General features: G+C 51.0%; 16 protein-coding genes and 1 pseudogene. 4 read left to right on the top strand and 13 right to left on the bottom strand.

Features of this window, described 5'->3' with window-relative positions; all coding sequences use genetic code 11:
• Positions 1–254: 254 nt before the first annotated feature.
• The gene (locus QZT94_RS08835; protein ID WP_296762521.1) at positions 255–701 is read left to right on the top strand and encodes a hypothetical protein; all 447 of its coding nucleotides are present in this window, start codon (positions 255–257) and stop codon (positions 699–701) included.
• 8 nt (positions 702–709) lie between these two features.
• Here QZT94_RS08835 and QZT94_RS08830 read toward each other — a convergent pair whose 3' ends face one another.
• From QZT94_RS08830 to QZT94_RS08815, 4 genes are read right to left on the bottom strand one after another with little or no spacing between them, the layout of a single operon-like run.
• Positions 710–1,969: a deoxyguanosinetriphosphate triphosphohydrolase gene (locus QZT94_RS08830; protein ID WP_296762523.1), complete on the bottom strand. Its 1,260-nt coding sequence runs from the start codon at positions 1,967–1,969 to the stop codon at positions 710–712.
• Positions 1,970–2,005: 36 nt separating this feature from the next.
• On the bottom strand, positions 2,006–3,220 hold the full coding sequence (gene dusB, locus QZT94_RS08825; RefSeq protein WP_333558155.1) for a tRNA dihydrouridine synthase DusB: 1,215 nt from the start codon (positions 3,218–3,220) through the stop codon (positions 2,006–2,008).
• Positions 3,210–4,679, bottom strand: a complete 1,470-nt coding sequence (locus tag QZT94_RS08820; RefSeq protein ID WP_296762525.1) for a YibE/F family protein — start codon at positions 4,677–4,679, stop codon at positions 3,210–3,212. The genes dusB and QZT94_RS08820 overlap by 11 nt, the downstream gene beginning before the upstream one ends.
• Positions 4,680–4,685: 6 nt before the next feature.
• Positions 4,686–6,080: a glycine--tRNA ligase gene (locus QZT94_RS08815; protein ID WP_296762527.1), complete on the bottom strand. Its 1,395-nt coding sequence runs from the start codon at positions 6,078–6,080 to the stop codon at positions 4,686–4,688.
• Between the two features lie 217 nt (positions 6,081–6,297).
• Here QZT94_RS08815 and QZT94_RS08935 point away from each other — a divergent pair.
• The 3 genes and pseudogenes from QZT94_RS08935 to QZT94_RS08800 all read left to right on the top strand — a co-directional run bounded on the left by QZT94_RS08935 (position 6,298) and on the right by QZT94_RS08800 (position 9,024).
• Positions 6,298–7,307: pseudogene (locus tag QZT94_RS08935) on the top strand (metal ABC transporter substrate-binding protein).
• Positions 7,298–8,029 (top strand): ATP-binding cassette domain-containing protein, encoded by a 732-nt coding sequence (locus QZT94_RS08805; protein ID WP_270625062.1) that lies wholly within the window; start codon positions 7,298–7,300, stop codon positions 8,027–8,029. Before QZT94_RS08935 ends, QZT94_RS08805 begins: the two are co-directional and overlap by 10 nt.
• Positions 8,026–9,024 carry a metal ABC transporter permease gene (locus QZT94_RS08800; protein WP_270625060.1) on the top strand — a complete coding sequence of 333 codons (999 nt, stop codon included), beginning with the start codon at positions 8,026–8,028 and terminating at the stop codon, positions 9,022–9,024. Before QZT94_RS08805 ends, QZT94_RS08800 begins: the two co-directional genes overlap by 4 nt.
• A 24-nt stretch (positions 9,025–9,048) precedes the next feature.
• On the opposite strand, the gene QZT94_RS08795 is transcribed toward QZT94_RS08800, so the two are convergent.
• From QZT94_RS08795 to QZT94_RS08755, 9 genes are all read right to left on the bottom strand, one after another.
• Entirely contained in the window at positions 9,049–9,852 is an 804-nt protein-coding gene (locus tag QZT94_RS08795) for a hypothetical protein (protein ID WP_270625058.1), read from the bottom strand.
• Positions 9,845–10,570, bottom strand: coding sequence for a bifunctional 1-(5-phosphoribosyl)-5-((5-phosphoribosylamino)methylideneamino)imidazole-4-carboxamide isomerase/phosphoribosylanthranilate isomerase PriA (gene priA, locus QZT94_RS08790; protein ID WP_296762536.1), 726 nt, complete (start codon positions 10,568–10,570; stop codon positions 9,845–9,847). The genes QZT94_RS08795 and priA overlap by 8 nt, the downstream gene beginning before the upstream one ends.
• Before the next feature lie 10 nt (positions 10,571–10,580).
• Positions 10,581–11,222: an imidazole glycerol phosphate synthase subunit HisH gene (gene hisH, locus QZT94_RS08785; RefSeq protein ID WP_296762538.1), complete on the bottom strand. Its 642-nt coding sequence runs from the start codon at positions 11,220–11,222 to the stop codon at positions 10,581–10,583.
• A complete protein-coding gene (locus QZT94_RS08780; RefSeq protein WP_270625052.1) occupies positions 11,212–12,018 on the bottom strand; it encodes a hypothetical protein in 807 nt (268 codons plus the stop codon). The genes hisH and QZT94_RS08780 overlap by 11 nt, the downstream gene beginning before the upstream one ends.
• Positions 12,015–12,614, bottom strand: coding sequence for an imidazoleglycerol-phosphate dehydratase HisB (hisB, locus tag QZT94_RS08775; RefSeq protein ID WP_072510055.1), 600 nt, complete (start codon positions 12,612–12,614; stop codon positions 12,015–12,017). Before hisB ends, QZT94_RS08780 begins: the two co-directional genes overlap by 4 nt.
• Complete coding sequence (locus tag QZT94_RS08770) at positions 12,611–13,735, bottom strand: histidinol-phosphate transaminase (protein WP_296762541.1); 1,125 nt, start codon at positions 13,733–13,735, stop codon at positions 12,611–12,613. The genes hisB and QZT94_RS08770 overlap by 4 nt, the downstream gene beginning before the upstream one ends.
• A 140-nt stretch (positions 13,736–13,875) precedes the next feature.
• Complete coding sequence (locus QZT94_RS08765; protein WP_270625049.1) at positions 13,876–15,126, bottom strand: dicarboxylate/amino acid:cation symporter; 1,251 nt, start codon at positions 15,124–15,126, stop codon at positions 13,876–13,878.
• 18 nt (positions 15,127–15,144) lie between these two features.
• Positions 15,145–16,470, bottom strand: a complete 1,326-nt coding sequence (gene hisD, locus QZT94_RS08760) for a histidinol dehydrogenase (RefSeq protein WP_296762544.1) — start codon at positions 16,468–16,470, stop codon at positions 15,145–15,147.
• A 77-nt stretch (positions 16,471–16,547) separates the two neighbouring features.
• On the bottom strand, positions 16,548–17,501 hold the full coding sequence (locus QZT94_RS08755; RefSeq protein WP_296762546.1) for a hypothetical protein: 954 nt from the start codon (positions 17,499–17,501) through the stop codon (positions 16,548–16,550).
• Positions 17,502–17,539 lie beyond the last annotated feature (38 nt).

Genomic DNA, 17,539 nt, shown 5'->3' with positions numbered 1-17,539 from the left:
CCCCTCTCCAGTCTCCGCAGCCTCCACACCCTTACAGCGGCGCACAACCGGCGCAGCCTTGGCAAGAATCGCAGCCTCCACTACCTCCACGACCTCCGCAGATTGCCCAGGATAATCAATCTTTGCAGCCACCTTCCCCGCCTCAGCCCCTAGCTAAGGCAGACTCCGCTCACACCCCCCCTACCTCTTATCCTTCACGCCCAACTCCGTTTCACTCTACCCAGGAAAAAGTCACCGAAAACAGCCTACCGGCTATGCCTAAGCCCAATTCCGACAGAGTAATTAATTCCCTAGACGATTATCTGTTACTTGCTCCCCGGCTCGCACAAGCTGCATTAATTGGACTTGGGGTTGCCCTTCTGGCTCTATTTGTTCGATATCTCGAAAACAACGTGTTCTATTTTGTTTTAGTTGTCCCCGGGATAAAAATTCCTTGGAGCACTGTCTTTATAGCTCTCGGTCTCTTGTGGATACCAATACCGTTTATTCTACCTTTTATTGCAGACCCACTTGATCGCTGGTTGGAAAAGGACGAAAATAACGATGACTCCGACAAAGATAATAGTGACGATGACGCCAGCTCAAAATCATTTGCTGAGATATTTAGAGGGATAATTGAGGAAAAGAAAGCAGAAAAATCTAAATCCCAAATAAAATGGAATGGCTTTCCAAATAATAAGAATTACCCCGACGGTTTTTAAACCATAAATCAGCTCTGTAGGGAACGGAACATTCCACAGATACGTCCATGCCACTGATGTGCCGAGGTATCGGTTAAAGAAGCAATTTGATCAACTATAGCTCGCTGACGCTGATTATCATTTTCTGCTCTGCGCCAAAGCGTCAAATACGGTTCCTCTAAAAGCTCTGGACGCTCCCAGAGCGCATCCGAAAGCTCGAAAACCAGGGTACGCTGCTGTAAATGAATCGGGTCTTTTTCGCGAGGCTGCATCACAAAAGCTGCTGCCATCCCCTTTAACACCTTAATTTCCGCCAAAGTGTCTGGCGGAATTACCAGGTCAGCATCATAACGATGTAACGGAGACGAACCAGCCGCCTCTAAAGTAGCGCTCGCCACCGCCTGGCAAAAACGCCCAATCAACTGACTGGTCATATCTTTAAGCTGAGCCATATCCTGATAAGAACCATTAAAACTATTAAGCCAGGACGGATGGGAAGTAATTCGCTCCCATGCGAGGGGAAGCAGCTCTACCTGCCCCGCCCCATACCAGTCAATACAGGATTGAAACACCTGTTCACGCACCTGAGACTGCTCAAAAGAAGCCGGATCTAGCTCCCCGGTTTGAATCGCGTCCTCTACATCGTGAACCGAATAGGCAATATCATCAGAAATATCCATGATTTGGGCTTCCAAACACCTCTGATGGGGCGGAGAAAAAGTACGCATCCAGGTGAAAACTTCCGCGTCCTCGTCATAACAATTATATTTGCGGGTCGAATAATCCGAATCCGCCCCCTGCCCTTTGAGCCAAGGATATTTACAGACCGCATCCAAAGTGGCGCGGGTCAAGTTCAACCCCAGATAGCGACCATCGTCTCCCAATATTTTTGGTTCTAAGCGGGTAAGCAGCCGAAAAGTCTGGGCATTGCCTTCAAATCCCCCAATACTCGCAGCCACCTGATTTAATGCGCGCTCACCATTATGCCCAAAAGGAGGATGCCCCAGGTCATGAGCTTGACAAGCAGCATCCACAATATCGGGATCACACCCCAGTTCCAGTCCCAAAGACCTCCCCACCTGGGAGACTTCGATAGAGTGTGTCAGGCGTGTCCTCACAAAAGAATCCGTAGATGGCCCTACTACCTGCGTCTTTGCCCCTAAACGGCGCAACGCCGACGAATACATAATCCGTGCCCGGTCGCGAGCATAGTCGGTACGCTCCGAGGACTTGGGAGGCTCAGCTTTGAAACGTTCGCGGTCACGGGGAGAATAGGGCGCACTTTTCACATTTCCCAGTCTAAACTGCCCGCTAAGCATTTTCGATCAATAACCACCCGCATCAAGAGAAGTATCGAGTTTAGCCGCCTGCAATACTCGCTCTGCTTGCTCATCAACCTCCCGTGATTGTAGCCAGCCCTCCGGCAGATGAGTCTTGCGGGCATGACCGGCGCGCCCTCGTTTACCCAAAGCCGAGGGCGGGTATGGCAAATCCCTATCTAAACTAGAAAACAATTGTTCTAACTCTTTTAAGGAGGACGTGCTGCTAAGTTTTACCCGGTACTCTCCCCCCAATGGGAAACCCCGAAAATACCATCCTAAATGCTTACGCATATCACGCAGAGCACGTTCTTCACTGCCCATCCAGGAAACCAGCAACTGAGCATGATTAAAAGCCAGGTCACAAACCTGCCCTAAACTAGGTTCAGCCTGACGATCTACCCCATGTAAAGCACAGGTTAAGTCATAGAACAGCCACGGACGTCCCTGGCAACCGCGACCAACTTGCACCCCGGCACAACCAGTTTGCTCCAACATCTTTTGGGCGTCTTGACCCGAGAAAATATCCCCATTACCCCATACTGGAATATCAAGCAGTGACACTAGGGTTTTTATCGCCGCCCAGTTAGCGCTGCCAGAATAGTATTGATTAGCGGTACGTCCATGTAAGAAAACCGCGCTACACCCCTCTTCGGCAGCAATCTGAGCCACATCTAAATAGGTCAAATGGTTATCATCAATCCCAACACGAATCTTACAGGTCACCGGCACGGGAAAACTTTTAGCAGCCTTATCTGCTCCCCGCTTGGCTCCGGCGATAACTGCGGCAACAATCTGACGGAAACGGTCAAGTTTCCAAGGCAAAGCTGCTCCCCCGCCTTTGCGAGTCACTTTCGGTACCGGACAGCCAAAATTGATATCTAGATGATCTGCTAGTCCCTGTTCAACCAGAATCTGCGCAGCCGAGCCCATCGCGCACGGATCAACGCCATGCAGCTGCACCGAGCGCAGCTGTTCTTCCATATCAGGTTTCAGCAAGCTAAGGGTGACAGGATTTTGTTCTACCAGTGCCCGGGCAGTAATCATTTCACAAACATAAATCCCATAGGGGGCTGTAGTGTCAGATTTAATCCCGCAATCAGCCAAGGCCCTTTGAGCTTGCTGACGACAAATCCGCCGGAATGGCGCGTTAGTTACCCCCGCCATCGGGGCTAAAGCCAGCGCAGTTCCAATCGTAATTTGCCCTAATTTAGTGGACATTACCATCTCCCAGGTCACGAGAGCTAGATTCACTATTTCCGTAGGTATGAAGCACTGAAACGCTAGCTGACGCTAGTTTATTAGCCGAGGTAGTTAGGTTTTCCGATACTGATGCAATCGATTTTGAATCGAAATTGTCCACTTCCGACTTGAGGGAGGAAACCTCCCCGTTATCGCTCGCGGAGCGCGCTGCCAAATCTTCACTACCCTTATCTGCCGATAGGTTCTTTGCAGAAGAATTAGAAACCAATTTGACCAGGAATGTCCCCACCAAAGTAGTGGCTGGAATTGCCAAAACCAGTCCGACAGAGGCAACCAGAGTTCTAACTATTTCTTCGGAAATTTGGGACACCGTAAGCAGCTCCAAAAACGGACGCTGCGAGAGCATCGCTAAAATCAAGGTGGGAAGCGCTGTCCCCACGTAGGCGAAAGCCAAAGTATAAACCGTGGAAGCAATATGGTCGCGCCCTATCCGCATCGCCCGAGAAAACAGTTTCCGCCGGTTCATCAAGGGATCAGCTTCATCTAGCTCCCACACCGCCGAGGCCTGGGTAATAGTCACATCATTTAGAGCCCCAAGACCCGCGATTACAACTCCACACATAAACAGGGAGGGAAGCGACAATACCGGCAGTTGCGTACCCAAAATCAAGGCGTCCTCGTCGCTTGCCCCGCTAATACCTACCGCCCGCGTACCGATATAGGCAAGCAGAACCGTTATTAACAGCCCCAAAAGGGTGCCTATTAGGGCAGTCGTGGTGCGAATAGTAACCCCGTGTGCCAGATACACCGAAAGAAACATTATTGCCCCCACACCTGCCAAAGTAACTAGCATTGGGGGCTGACCTGCCATTAAAGCCGGCAGAATAAAGAACACAATCACCAAGGAGGACGCCAACAGCCCCAGGAGCGCCAAAAAACCGCGCCTACCTGCTACTGCCAGCACCACCACCACATAAAGCGCGGCCAATATCAATAGGGCGTTGCCTCGTTTAATATCGGTGAATAGGAACGGAGTACCCGTAGAAGCCGCATCGACATCGTAAAGCATCCAAACCGCAGTTCCTACCCGAATCGCAGATTTAGATTCTTCGGGAATCCTGACTGGAACTATTTTGTTTTTCCACTGTCCTTCCAGGACTTTTACGCACACTAAAGGTTGAGTCTCCTGGATACCGCCGGTAGGGTCAGCAGAGCTCTGCGGGAACTTAAGTCCACTAATCAAACATTTGTTACCGTCTAGACCAGTCACCTCACCGCTTAAACGATTAGCCCCTTGCTGCGCCCACTGTTGCACAGAATCCCCTAAAGGATTAGGGGTATATAGAGCTACAATCCCGCCAATAATTGCCAGTAAAATCGGTACTATCAGCGCACCTAGCAGCAAGCGGGCACGTCGAAGTACCCTATCATCTCGCCTAAGGCGCTTTGAATGAGTGGAATGGAGATGCAAAGGCACCCTGCCTTAACAGCCGAGCAGACGGGAAGCTAGATAAGTAGTTAGCTCCTCAATTTTTACCCGTTCCTGTTCCATCGAGTCCCGATCGCGCACAGTAACACATTGATCATCTAGGGACTGGAAATCGTAAGTGACGCAGAAAGGCGTGCCAATTTCATCTTGACGGCGATAGCGTCTACCAACCTGTCCTGCCTGGTCATAGTCGATATTCCAATTAGCGCGCAGTTCCTGTGCCAGCTCTTGAGCCGGACCGGTGAGTTCATCCTTACGTGAAAGGGGCAAAACTGCCACTTTTACCGGGGCGAGGCGTCGATCCAGACGTAACACCGTGCGTTTGTCTACTCCCCCTTTAGCGTTGGGAGCCTCGTCCTCACAGTAGGCTTCCACCATAAACGCCATCAGAGAGCGGGTTAGACCGGCAGAGGGTTCAATCACATAGGGAGTCCAACGCTTACCTTTGTCTTGATCAAAATAATCTAGATTCTTCCCGGAAGCTTCTTGATGTACTCCCAGGTCATAGTCAGTACGGTTGGCAATTCCCTCTAGTTCGCCCCATTTTGAGCCTTGGAAACCGAAAGCATATTCAATATCTACAGTCCGTTTAGAATAATGCGAGAGTTTTTCTTTCGGATGCTCATATAGACGCAGGTTATCATCACTGATTCCCAGGCTGCGATACCAATCTAGGCGCTCATCAATCCAGTATTGATGCCACTGTTCATCAGAACCAGCTTCACAGAAGAATTCTAATTCCATCTGTTCAAATTCGCGGGTGCGGAAAATAAAGTTACCGGGGGTGATTTCGTTGCGGAAAGATTTTCCAATCTGCCCGATTCCAAAAGGAGGTTTCATACGGGCAGATGACATCACATTTGCGAAGTTGATAAAAATACCTTGCGCGGTTTCGGGGCGCAGGAAGTGTAGACCTTTTTCATCATCTACCGGCCCGAGGAAAGTCTTTAACAAACCGGAGAAAGCTTTGGGCTGAGTCCACAGTCCTCGCTTTCCGCAGCCAGGGCAAGGCGCGTCCTCCATAGATACTTCGTCTGCCGAAGCGAGCTGGTGTTTTTCCGCATAGGCTTCTTGCAGTTCGTCCTGGCGGTGACGGGTATGGCAGGAGGTGCATTCAATCAAAGGATCGGTGAAAGCCTTGAGGTGACCGGAGGCTTCCCAGACTTTGGGGGGTAAAATTACTGAAGAATCTAGCCCCACCACGTCGGAGCGCGAACGCACCACCCGGTTCCACCACTGCCGTTTAATGTTTTCTTTTAGCTCTACCCCTAATGGACCATAATCCCAGGCGGAACGGGTTCCACCATAAATTTCCCCACACGGGTAGACAAATCCACGCCGTTTTGCCAGATTGATTACGCTATCTAACTTCGAGGGGGTTTCAGCCACTTTTGTCTCCTTAACCTTGTTTCCGGCGCAAAAGCGCCACTTCCCAGATTCTACCGGCTTCGTTCCGCTTTACTAGCACTAGAACGCTTCAGCGTGATTTACACCTCTAAACCTGAGCATAACCGAGATTAAAGAGCCCCGTAATCTGGTCAGCAAAAAAAACACGACCTGCACTTCATTTTGCTTTTGAGAACGGTTATCGTTTATATTTTTGCTCATGCGTAAAGGAATGACCACAATAATCTGCGCTGCCGCGATAGGCGCCCTAGCTCTCAGCGGATGCTCTAACACCGCACAAACCTCAGAAAAAGGCAAAGTAAACGCCGTTGCCTCCTTTTACCCCCTCGCCTATGTAACTAGCCAGGTAGGCGGAGAAATGGTAAACGTAACCAACCTAACCCCCGCAGGCGAAGCCCACGAGGTAGAACTATCAGCAAAAGACCTCACCACCATGTCGCAGGCAGATGCCCTAATCTACCTGTCAGGTTTCCAATCCGCGGTAGACGATGCGGTAAAAGAAGCAGCCCCCAAGAACGCATTAGACGTAGCTAAAGCAGCCAAACTAGATAAGCTCTCCTCTACAGAAAACGAAGACCACGAGGAAGAGCACGAGCATCACGAAGAACACGAAAAAGAACATCAGCACGAAGAAGCAGGACAGGCTAAGGAATCAAAAGAACACAACCATGAATCCGGTCATCATCATCACGGAGGCTTCGATCCCCACTTTTGGCTAGACCCAGAACGCCTATCGGCAATCGTACCCCAGGTAGTGCAAACCCTGTCTAAAGCCGATAGTGCCCACGCCTCCACCTATGAAAAAATGGCAAGGCTTTACAAGAAAAGCTCAGCTCGCTGGACAAAAAATACCAAACCGGTCTAAAAAAATGCGCTACTCCCACCGTAATCACTGCTCACGAAGCCTACGGATATCTAGCGAAACGGTACGGATTTGAACAGATAGGGGTAAAAGGAGTCGATCCGGAAGCTGAAACCTCTATCGGACGGCTCCAAGAAGTCGCAAACATTGCCAAGCAAAAGAAAGTTAACGTACTATTTTCGGAAAGCGCCCTAGGAGATAAAGACACCAAAACTCTCGCCGAGCAGCTGGGAATCAAATCCGAAGTGCTTGACCCCCTAGAAATCCAAGTAGATAAAAGCCGGGATTACCTGCAAGTAATGGAAGATAACCTCACAAAACTAAGCAAAGCCATGAAATGCGTATAGAAGCTGAAACCACATCCATTCCTCTTAGGGCGACAGATTTATCTGTCGCCCTAACGGGCAATTTGATTCTCAAAAATATAAACCTAGCAATCGAAGCGGGAAGCACAGTGGCACTGTGCGGAGAAAACGGCTCCGGAAAATCTACTTTGGTACGCACCGCAATCGGACTAAACCCGGTCAGTGCAGGTAAAATTGAGATTTTTGGAGCGAAAACCAGCGATAAAACCCACGCTAAAGCCCTAGCTAGAGTCGGCTACGTTCCTCAACGAAAAACAATGTCCGGCACAATACCAGCAACCGCCCTGGAAGTGGTGCGTTCTGGGCTACTCCCCGCCGGTCGGCTAAGGAAAAAACACTCCGATAAAGAACGCGCCCTGAAAGCGCTCCAAGAAGTCGGACTAGGCGAGGCAGCAAACAAAAAATTCCAGTTCCTCTCGGGCGGACAGCAACAGCGAGTATTGATTGCCCGCGCCCTAGTACGTGAGCCAGAATTCTTGATTATGGACGAACCCCTGGCAGGTATTGACCGTCAAAGTGCCAAGAGCCTAGCCGACATAATTAACCGAGCAAAACAATCCGGTAAAACCATGCTGATTGTGCTACACGAACACGGCTATTTAGCCCCCCTAATCGATCGCACCATCACCCTGGTATCCGGGCAAATTGCCAGCGACACTCCCACTAACCAGCCCCAATCCTCCCTGATGGTAGAAGAAAAATGATTAATTACCCCAGCTACCTCCCTAGCTCGTTATCTTCAACTTCCGCCCCCGGACAGGCGTACGGTTTACCTTTAAACCCGAGGACACATTCCCTCACTTCCAGCTTTACCGCCGATTGGGAATCCCTCCTATCCTCCCCTTTCTTCCTGCGCTCACTGATAGTGGCAGTTCTCGTTGGTTTAAGCGCACCGGTAATTGGCACTTATCTAGTGCAGCGCCGCCTATCTTTACTAGGAGACGGAATCGGGCACGTTGCCCTGACCGGGGTGGCTCTAGGCTGGGTAGTCGGTAACCTAACCGAAATAGCCGGAGGTGACGCCTTAGCCATTCCCGGAGCCGTAATCGCCTCAATAATCGGAGCCGTAATTATTGAACTGGTAAGAGCCAAAGGCGCAGCCAGTGCAGACGTGGCTATGGCGCTCCTTTTTTACGGCGGTATCGCCTCCGGAGTGCTGGTAATCTCCCTAGCTGGAGGCTCTACCAACCAGTTAAACTCTTACCTCTTTGGATCCATCGCTGCGGTGTCCTGGTCGGATGTTTATTTAACTATTGCGCTATCAGTTTTAATTCTCGTTTTTGGGCTAGGAATGCGCCGCGAGCTCTTCTCCATCTGCAACGATGAAGAGTTTGCGCTCGCCTGCGGAATCCCGGTACGCCGACTTACCATCTGTTTAGCGCTGGTTAGCGCTCTAACAGTATCGACCGCTATGCGAGTAGTGGGAGTACTGTTAGTGTCAGCCCTAATGATTGTGCCGGTAGCTATTGCCCAAATATATGCGCGCTCATTCAACGCCACCATGGGATGGGCTATGTTACTGGGAATGCTCACCTGTATAGCGGGACTGGTATTTTCCTATTTCACCGCCGCCGCCTCCGGCTCTGCAATCGTAATGGGGTTGATAACCCTATATGGGCTGGCAGCCGCGCTTCGTCCTCTGGTGTACCGGAAACATTTGCGAACACCATCCGAAATCAGTAGTTGCGAACACCGCTAAGCACGCCCTTAGAGATTGCTAGCGTCAAGAGGTAGGAACCGGGGTGACCGCCAATAAATCAACCGACTCTCTTAAGTTTTCCAGACAGTTAATCCGGTTTTGCAAGCTATTTAAAGCGTCAGCAAGGTCAGTAATAGTGGGGTCAAGCGCGATTAGCAGCTGATCAATCCCAGCTGGGCGAGGAACAACCGACCAAGAAGCACCCGGAAAAACCTGCTCAACCAGGAGTGAAATCTGAGTTAAAAAATTAGGATTCTCCCAAGCCGGAAGCCACTCATCTCCACTGGCAAGCGCATTAAGCAAGGGACGAGGTAAAAGGTACCGACCATCGAGCAAAATCCTACCCGGATTATTTAAAGCAGTAAGGGCGAGGGCGCGGGCATTAACCGGCAAAGGGCGGGCACTAGCCGAGCTAGTAGTTTCCCCCTGTGCGTCCTCATTCAGCAAAGAAGCAGCCAAGCCGGTTTTGATAGCCGCCTCAAAAGTCGAAAGACAAGAAAAAACCGGAACCGCCCTCACCCCGGCAACTTTTTCTAACTGAAGCTGGGGCAAACTTCCACTAGAACAGGGATTTTCCGCCGTAACCGCGTGCGGAACAACCGGCAAAATGACTCGTCCTAGCTCTAAAGCAGCAGCAATAGCTTTAAGGCATTCAGAAAAATCCGATTGCGCAAATGCTGCCGCCATATTTGGCTCAATATCGCCTCGGTCGGCGGGATTAACTTTGCGAGTCAAAGCACGCAAAATCGCGTCCTCTTGAGAGGGAGGTAAAGACTTATCGAAACCTAAAGCAGGATTTCCCCGGCGGATGGCGGACAAACTATTCACTCCCGGAAGCTACCATCAGAGCCTGCTCAATCGTGAAAGCCTGCGCATAAAGCGCTTTCCCGACAATGACTCCCTCCAGCCCCAGGTCGGTCAATGCCCGCAAGGCACGCAAATCCTCTAGAGAACTAACCCCGCCGCTAGCGACCACTTTCGCCTTGGTTGCCTGACAAACTTGTGCCAGCAGGTGAGTATTAGGGCCGTTCAAAGTCCCGTCCCGCATCACATCGGTAACCACATAGCGGGCGCACCCCGCTGCATCCAAGTATCCAATCAGGTCAAAAAGATCCCCCGCATCCTTAGTCCAACCATGAGTTGCCACCGTAGTACCACGAACATCTAAACCGACCGCAATCGCATCGCCATATTTACCAATAACTTTGGCAGTCCACTCCGGTTTCTCGATAGCGGCAGTACCCAGATTTACCCGCCTCGCCCCCGCGGCAAGCACCCTTTCTAGCGAGTCATCATCACGAATCCCCCCAGAAACCTCAACCTTTAGGGACACAGTTTTCACAATTTCTTGCACCACTGACACGTTATTTCCCCGCCCAAAAGCCGCATCTAAATCTACAAGATGCAGCCAGGAAGCACCGGCATCCGCAAAAGAGAGCGCCATCTGTAAAGGATTGCCGTAAACCTTCTCACTGCCGGCCTGGCCTTGATGCAAACGTACAGCTTGACCGTCCACAATATCTACGGCCGGTAACAGTTCTAACATCTATTTCCCCCTATAACGCTCGCGTCCAGTTACGAAGAAGCTCCATCCCTGCTTCCCCTGATTTTTCCGGATGGAACTGGGTAGCAGATAACGGCCCATTTTCAACGGCGGCAACAAAACGCTGCCCATGGGTTGCCCACGAAAAAATCGGGGGTTTCATTCGGTCAGACTGACGGTAATGTCCAGCCGGGTCAGCTAACACCCCGTAAGAGTGTACAAAATAAAAACGTTCGTCCTCTATTCCTGAAAATAGGCAAGACCCCTCCCCCACTTCCAGCTTTGACCAGCCCATATGGGGGACAATCGGAGCGTTCAGCTTCTCTACTATTCCCGGCCATTCCCCCAGTCCTAAGACATCTTCCCCGTGTTCGATTCCTCGTTCAAACATGATTTGCATACCTACACAAATCCCCAGTACCGCGCGCCCTCCTGCCAGACGGCGATCAATCAGGATATCACCGCGTCGAGATCGCAAATCTGCCATTACCGAGGCAAAAGCCCCAACCCCAGGCACTACCAAACCATCTACTTGCATACAGGTGGAAAAATCACTGGTTAGCTGCGCATCTACCCCGATATGACGCAGGGCATTAACCACCGAGCGCACATTGCCAGAACCATAGTCGAAAACCGCAACCTGTTTAGTCACCATTATCGCCCTTCTGGTCATCTTTGCCTTTTTGACGCCGGACATCTTGCTGGAGACCACGAAGTTGCCGCAATAAAATACCTGGTAAATCGCGCAGACGCGGTGGCTCTACCTGAGGATAATCCTCGGGGGAAGTGCGACCAAGTAACAAATCCTCGATACGTTCATCAGCACAAGAAACTAAAGGTCCCGCCGGAATCGTGCGGTCAAAACGACCATCATAATAGACACGGGCACTAATCTGCCCTTGAACACCAGGGTCAGCATCAGAATCAGAACGCAAGGTAGAGACAAATAATACTGCCCCGTAGGGAGTAATTTTAGATACTGTCATGGCAAGAGCCTCCGCCTCTTTAGAAACCGGACGCGCCTCACCTAGCAGAGCTTCAAGCTCATCATCAGGGGTGGTAGTCAGCCTTTTCCAAACCACACAACCCGACTCGGTTTCCACAATTCGCCCATCTATTTCATGCGCCGCCATCATAGTGGCAAGGGGAAGCGGCTCTAACAGATTAGTCAGCACCAATGCGACATCTCCCGGCTCCGGAGGCAGGTCTTCAAGGTGTTTCCAGGCCTGTAAATCCTGATCTACTTCTTCCTGGAATCCGTCTAGCTCCTCACCATCCAGCCCCGACTGGGCAATGACTTCATCGAAGAAATCTTCCGGTTTCATCTGAGAATCCAAGTCGCCGAAATCATCATTATTACGCGACCAGCCCTCACTGGAAGAATCGCCCCTACCAGAGCGATTATTTTCACTACGTCCCTGATCGTCCTCTGGAATTCCTGAAACCGTCACAGAGCACCTTTCGTCGAGGGGATACCTTCTACCCGTGAATCTAGCTCTACCGCGCCCCGCAAAGCCCGCGCAACCGCCTTAAACTGTGCCTCTACAATATGGTGCGGATCGCGTCCAGAAAGCAGTTGCACATGCAAACAAATCTCGGCATTGTAAGCAAACGACTCCCACACGTGCCGGGTTAAAGCCCCAGTAAAATGCCCGCCTATCAGGTGATATTGTTGTCCTTCCGGTTCTGCGCCATGCACGCAATAAGGACGACCTGCCACATCTACCACCGCCCTGGCGAGAGCCTCATCTAAAGGAATAGTCGCATCAGCGAAGCGGCGAATCCCCCGTTTGTCCCCCAAGGCTTGCTTCAAGGCTTTACCTAAACAAATCGCAGTGTCCTCTACCGTGTGGTGGACATCAACCTCAAGGTCACCACTAGCCTGAATCTGCATATCAATCAGGGAATGTTTAGACAATGCAGTCAGCATATGGTCATAGAAAGGAACTCCGGTAGAAATCTGGCTCTGCCCGGAACCGTCGAGATCAATCGCTACCGTAATCTCTGATTCTTGGGTTTTCCGCGTTACCTTGCCGACACGGCTCATTTGGTTACCTCCTCCAATGCGGCGCGAAACGCCTGATCTTCCCGTTCGCTACCGATACTAACCCTTAAAAACCCGGTCGGTCCGACCTCTCGAATCAGCACTCCGCGTTCTAATAAGTCATTAAACACTTTATGTCGATTTTCAAATGGACCAAAGAGCACAAAATTGGCTTGAGTTTTCGGCACAACATACCCCTGAGCTGCAAGCCAGCTAGCGAGTTTATCTCGGCGCTTACGCAACTGGGCAAGCTGGTCAAGTTGTTCGCTCGCGTGAGACAAAGCCGCGATAGCCGCCGCCTGGGTAAGTGCAGACAGGTGATAGGGCAAACGCACTCGCATAATATCGTAGATTATGGTCTTTGCTGCCACCAGGTAGCCCAGCCGCAAACCGGCCATACCGAACGACTTGGACATGGTACGCGAAACTGCCAGGTGCGGGAATTTTTCTAAGAGGGCGAGGGCGCTGGGCTGACCCGAATCCCGGAACTCCCCGTACGCCTCGTCAATTACCACTACTGTTGCGGTAGATTCACCGTCAATAATGGGACCGGTCTGCTGTGCTACCTGCAAAATCTGTTTCAGGTCAGCTTCAGTAATAACCGTACCCGTAGGGTTATTCGGGTTAGCCAGTAGCAAAACGCTAGGCCGCAAATCTTGTAAAGCCCCAGTTAAAACCGTTAAATCAACATTAAAGTCACTTTGCCGAGGAACCGTAACATAGCGCGAGTGCGCGCCCCGCACATACTCGGGATACATAGAGTAAGAATGCTCGGTTCCTAAAACAATCCGTCCCGGCCCCGCATAAGCACCCAGCAGCTGTGCCATCACCTCATTCGAGCCGTTAGCGGCCCAAATATGTTGAACAGGGAAACTATGACCGCATTCTAGGAGCAAATAGTCCGCTAAGGCTTGGCGAAGTTCCACAAAATCCCGATCTGGATAACGGTTCAACCCTGTCCCTACCCTAGCCACCGCTTTAGCAATATCAGCTACCATTTCCGGGCTGGGAGAATAGGGATTCTCGTTTACATTCAAGCGCGCCTCAACCTCCAACTGAGGCGCTCCATAGGGGGTGACAGCGGCCAGTTCTTCACGTAACGGCAGCAAGGGGGACTGATTCATAAAAAAATTTGTTCCTTTCTTGCTCCCATTCTAAAGGCTTTACCCGAGGATTTAGTGCGCGTCCTCTGCCAGCTAATTTCTATTGACGAGGACGCCTAAACCCCGCGAATACCGCCCCTGTTTAAGGTGCTAACTTGCTTCTAGTCAGTAGCAGAAACAATGGTTTCCGCCGTAGACATAGCTTTACCTTTCTCAGAGCCCAGTGAGCCACCTGCCAGCTTGTTCACAATCAGAGCGATCGCGCCATCACCAGTAACGTTAGTGGCAGTACCGATAGAATCAATCGCCACATATAGCGCCACCATCAGCGAATACAGTTCGGGAGAAAAGCCAAGGAATCCCATCAACACCCCTTGAGCAGCCGCGATTGCCCCTCCGGGTACGCCCGGAGCTGCAACCATAGTGACCCCCAAGATAAGAATCGCCATCGCCATTTTCCCGAAAGAAATAGATTGCCCAGTCATCTGCATAACTGCCAGGGCAAAAGCAGTAATTTTAACCGTTGAACCACCCAGGTGGATAGTGGCACACAGCGGAACTGCGAAACCAGCGATTTCTTCAGAAACCCCGTTGTTACGAGCACACTGATAAGTAACCGGAATAGTGGCCGCCGAAGAGGCAGTACCTAGCGCCGTGAAATAGGCTTTCGCCATTCTCCCAAGCGCTACGAACGGATTTACCTGGGCAATCATCCCTGCCACTACATATTGAATCAGCAGCAAAACCACGGTTAGGACTACCGACACTAGGATTACTTTAATCATCACTTTGACTACCAGTGCAATCTGCCCCGAGTAAGACATATTTAGAAAAGTTCCGAAAATGAACAGCGGAAGCAGCGGAACAATAGCCCGCTTAATCATCAACATCGTGATTTCCCGAAACTCTCCATAGGCACGATGGAGCGTGGGAGTGTTAAGCGCTGCCATGCAAATCCCCAGGATAAACGCCAAAATTAAGGCGCCGGTAACGTCCAACACCGGGGAAATGTTCAGGTTATCTCCTAGCAGGGAGGCCACCGCATTTTTGGGTTCTTTAAGTTCGGGAGCCGATTCAGTCAGAATCCGGGGGAAAACGACCGATGCAATCCCGTAGGTTCCAAAACCGGCAAATAAGGTAGATCCGTAAGCAATACCTACCGTGAGTAGTAACCATTTGCCAGCTCCGCGCCCTAAATCTGCTAAAGCCGGACCTACCAGCCCCAAGATAATCAAGGGGATACAGAAACTCAGAAATTTTCCGAAAATATCGTTAAAGGTAGCAAACGGGGCAATAAATCCTTTAGGTAAACCGGGAATCAAACCTATAAGCGCACCGGCAAGGATTGCTACCAACACCCAAAACAGCAGTTGTTTAAACACACTGGGGATACGTACATTATTCTCAGCCATACTTATTCCTATCTTTTATTAACTAAATCGGCAGTTCACAGCTTCTTGATGTGCCGGAAGATCTTCGGCATCCGCAAAGGCGGTGAGCGGATGCGCCATTGTTTTCAAGGCGGTGCGGTCATATTCGACCTGCTGCACCGGTTTTAGATATGCCATTACCGAAAGTCCTCCCACATAGCGGGCTGTTCCCCCGGTGGGCAGCACATGGTTTGAACCCGCCAGGTAGTCCCCGAGCGGAACCGGGGTGTAAGAACCAATAAAAATAGCTCCTGCATTACGGACTTTTTGGGCAAGCTCATGAGCATTTTCGGTTTGGATTTCCAGATGCTCGGGAGCGTAAGCATTAACCGCCTTAACCGCGTCCTCCATATCTTTTACCAATACGATTCCGGATTGTTTGCCGCTGAGGGCTTCCCGCACCCGCGCGGAGTGTTTTGTCGCTTTCGCTTCCCTAACGATTCGGTCTTCAACCGCAGTAGCAAGTTCCTCACTGTCAGTAAACAGGAGCGAAGCCGCGTTCGGGTCATGTTCTGCCTGCGAAATCATATCCGCAGCCACCAAGGTGGGATTTGCGCCGCTATCTGCGATAATTGCAATTTCGGTAGGACCGGCTTCCGCGTCGATACCACATACCGAGCGCACCAGGCGTTTAGCTGCTGCCACAAAAATATTTCCTGGACCAGTAATCACATCTACCGGTTGACATAGCGTATCGGAATCCAGACCTGCCTGCCCTTTCGCGCCATACGCAAACATTGCAATTGCCTGCGCTCCGCCCACCGCATAGACTTCGCTGACTCCCAGCAACTGGCAAGCAGCCAAGATTGTGGGGTGAACCCTACCGCCAAAACGTGCTTGCGGCGGGGAAGCTACCGCAATCTGTTCCACCCCGGCTACTGAAGCTGCCACCACATTCATAATTACCGAGGACGGATAGACCGCTAATCCCCCCGGAACGTATAGCCCCACACGCTCTACCGGAATCCAGCGTTGCGTAACCGTACCCCCCGGCACTATCTGAGTTACCTGTTCATTTGGCAGTTGCGCGCGATGTCCCGCCTGGTTATGGGCGATAGCTATTTCCATTGCTTCGCGAACCTGGGGATCTAATTGTTCCAGTGCTTTAGAAAGCTCTGCGGCTTCGACCCGTAAACATTTCGGTCTAACCCCATCAAATCTTTCTGCCCAATCCCGTAACGCCTGCGCACCTCGCAGTTTTACGTCCTCCAGAACGGGACGAATTTTCTCGGCTGCGTCCTCTACGTTCATACTTGCGCGAGGAAGCGCGTCACGTAGCGCTATTCCGGTAGGCATACCTGAGCGAAAATCGGTAATTGACAGCATGAGGATATGCTAAATCCTTTAACGCTTTTCGCCGCTGCGAAGTCCAGTAAATAAAATGTTTTGACTTTGTTTACAGTTTATTTTTCGGATTTCTGGTTAAGTTTGCGCATTACCCAATCGCGGAAACCTCGATAGGTTAAATACAACAGCACCGCCGAGACCAGCCACAATACCCAGGGATACCAGGCGGGAATCGGGGAAACCATATAGAGAGAGGCAGCAACCACTATCAGACCCGATAGGAATCCACAGACCGTACCCAAAAGCACTGCCGCCAGGAAAGTATTGGATTTTTCTTGCGCATCCCCCTGATACCAGGTAATTAAGACCAGGGCGATAACCATTACTATCAGGGATCCTATCCGCATTCCTAGGTTCATACCGAAACCATTGAACACCATCACGCCCGCCAAAGATAGCGCCACCAGCGCATCTAACCACCAGGGCGTTTGCGCCTGTTGATGTAATGACTGTTTAATCTCTACCGCCGATACCTGCAAGTCTTTGACCTTAGAAGTCGTTGAACCTTCATTTTTTTCAGGCTCGGGTTCACTGTGGGCGGTAGCTGCCGAACTATTCTCAGCTATATTCGAGGACGCCTGCTGAACCGAGACTTGTTCAAGTACCGGATCAACTATTGGTAAAGCAGCTAGCTCAGTAGTTTCCGAAAGACCTGTGACCGCCGCCGGGAGTGAATTGCTTGGTTGCTGCTGAACGCTAGGAACCTCTGCCGGTGTTGATACTGGTTGATTAGCTGATGGCTGTTCCAAAGATGATGCAACCTGTGAACTAGCCGGCAGGGGGTTGAATCCCGCAGGGGTGTAGGGCGCAGAAGCGGTACTCGGCTGAGTGTACTGGGGAACATTTTGGGCAGGAGGAGCAGCAGGAGCCGGAAATGCCGGAGCTGGCTGCCCAGATACAGACATGGTTTGTGGTGAAGAGCTGGATGGAACCCGCGGAGTTGCAAAGGGCCAGTTAGCTCCGCCTTGATTATTTGCGTCCGGTATTCTTACCTGTTCGGGGTTGCTCATTTAGCTCCTCCACCGTGCATCAATAAAGTCATACTGTT

It is taken from the genome of Varibaculum sp., from assembly GCF_008661855.1.
In the GTDB taxonomy this organism is placed as follows: Bacteria; Actinomycetota; Actinomycetes; order Actinomycetales; family Actinomycetaceae; genus Varibaculum; species Varibaculum timonense_A.
This window is presented reverse-complemented; position numbering and strand designations above follow the sequence as displayed.

Bases quoted from the DNA above. Each gene is read 5' to 3' on its own strand.
- QZT94_RS08835 (WP_296762521.1), top strand. From the start codon at position 255: ATGCCTAAGCCCAATTCCGACAGAGTAATTAATTCCCTAGACGATTAT.
- dusB (WP_333558155.1), bottom strand. From the start codon at position 3,220: ATGTCCACTAAATTAGGGCAAATTACGATTGGAACTGCGCTGGCTTTA.
- QZT94_RS08805 (WP_270625062.1), top strand. From the start codon at position 7,298: ATGCGTATAGAAGCTGAAACCACATCCATTCCTCTTAGGGCGACAGAT.
- QZT94_RS08800 (WP_270625060.1), top strand. From the start codon at position 8,026: ATGATTAATTACCCCAGCTACCTCCCTAGCTCGTTATCTTCAACTTCC.
- priA (WP_296762536.1), bottom strand. From the start codon at position 10,570: ATGTTAGAACTGTTACCGGCCGTAGATATTGTGGACGGTCAAGCTGTA.
- hisH (WP_296762538.1), bottom strand. From the start codon at position 11,222: ATGGTGACTAAACAGGTTGCGGTTTTCGACTATGGTTCTGGCAATGTG.
- hisB (WP_072510055.1), bottom strand. From the start codon at position 12,614: ATGAGCCGTGTCGGCAAGGTAACGCGGAAAACCCAAGAATCAGAGATT.
- QZT94_RS08770 (WP_296762541.1), bottom strand. From the start codon at position 13,735: ATGAATCAGTCCCCCTTGCTGCCGTTACGTGAAGAACTGGCCGCTGTC.
- QZT94_RS08765 (WP_270625049.1), bottom strand. From the start codon at position 15,126: ATGGCTGAGAATAATGTACGTATCCCCAGTGTGTTTAAACAACTGCTG.
- hisD (WP_296762544.1), bottom strand. From the start codon at position 16,470: ATGCTGTCAATTACCGATTTTCGCTCAGGTATGCCTACCGGAATAGCG.
- QZT94_RS08755 (WP_296762546.1), bottom strand. From the start codon at position 17,501: ATGAGCAACCCCGAACAGGTAAGAATACCGGACGCAAATAATCAAGGC.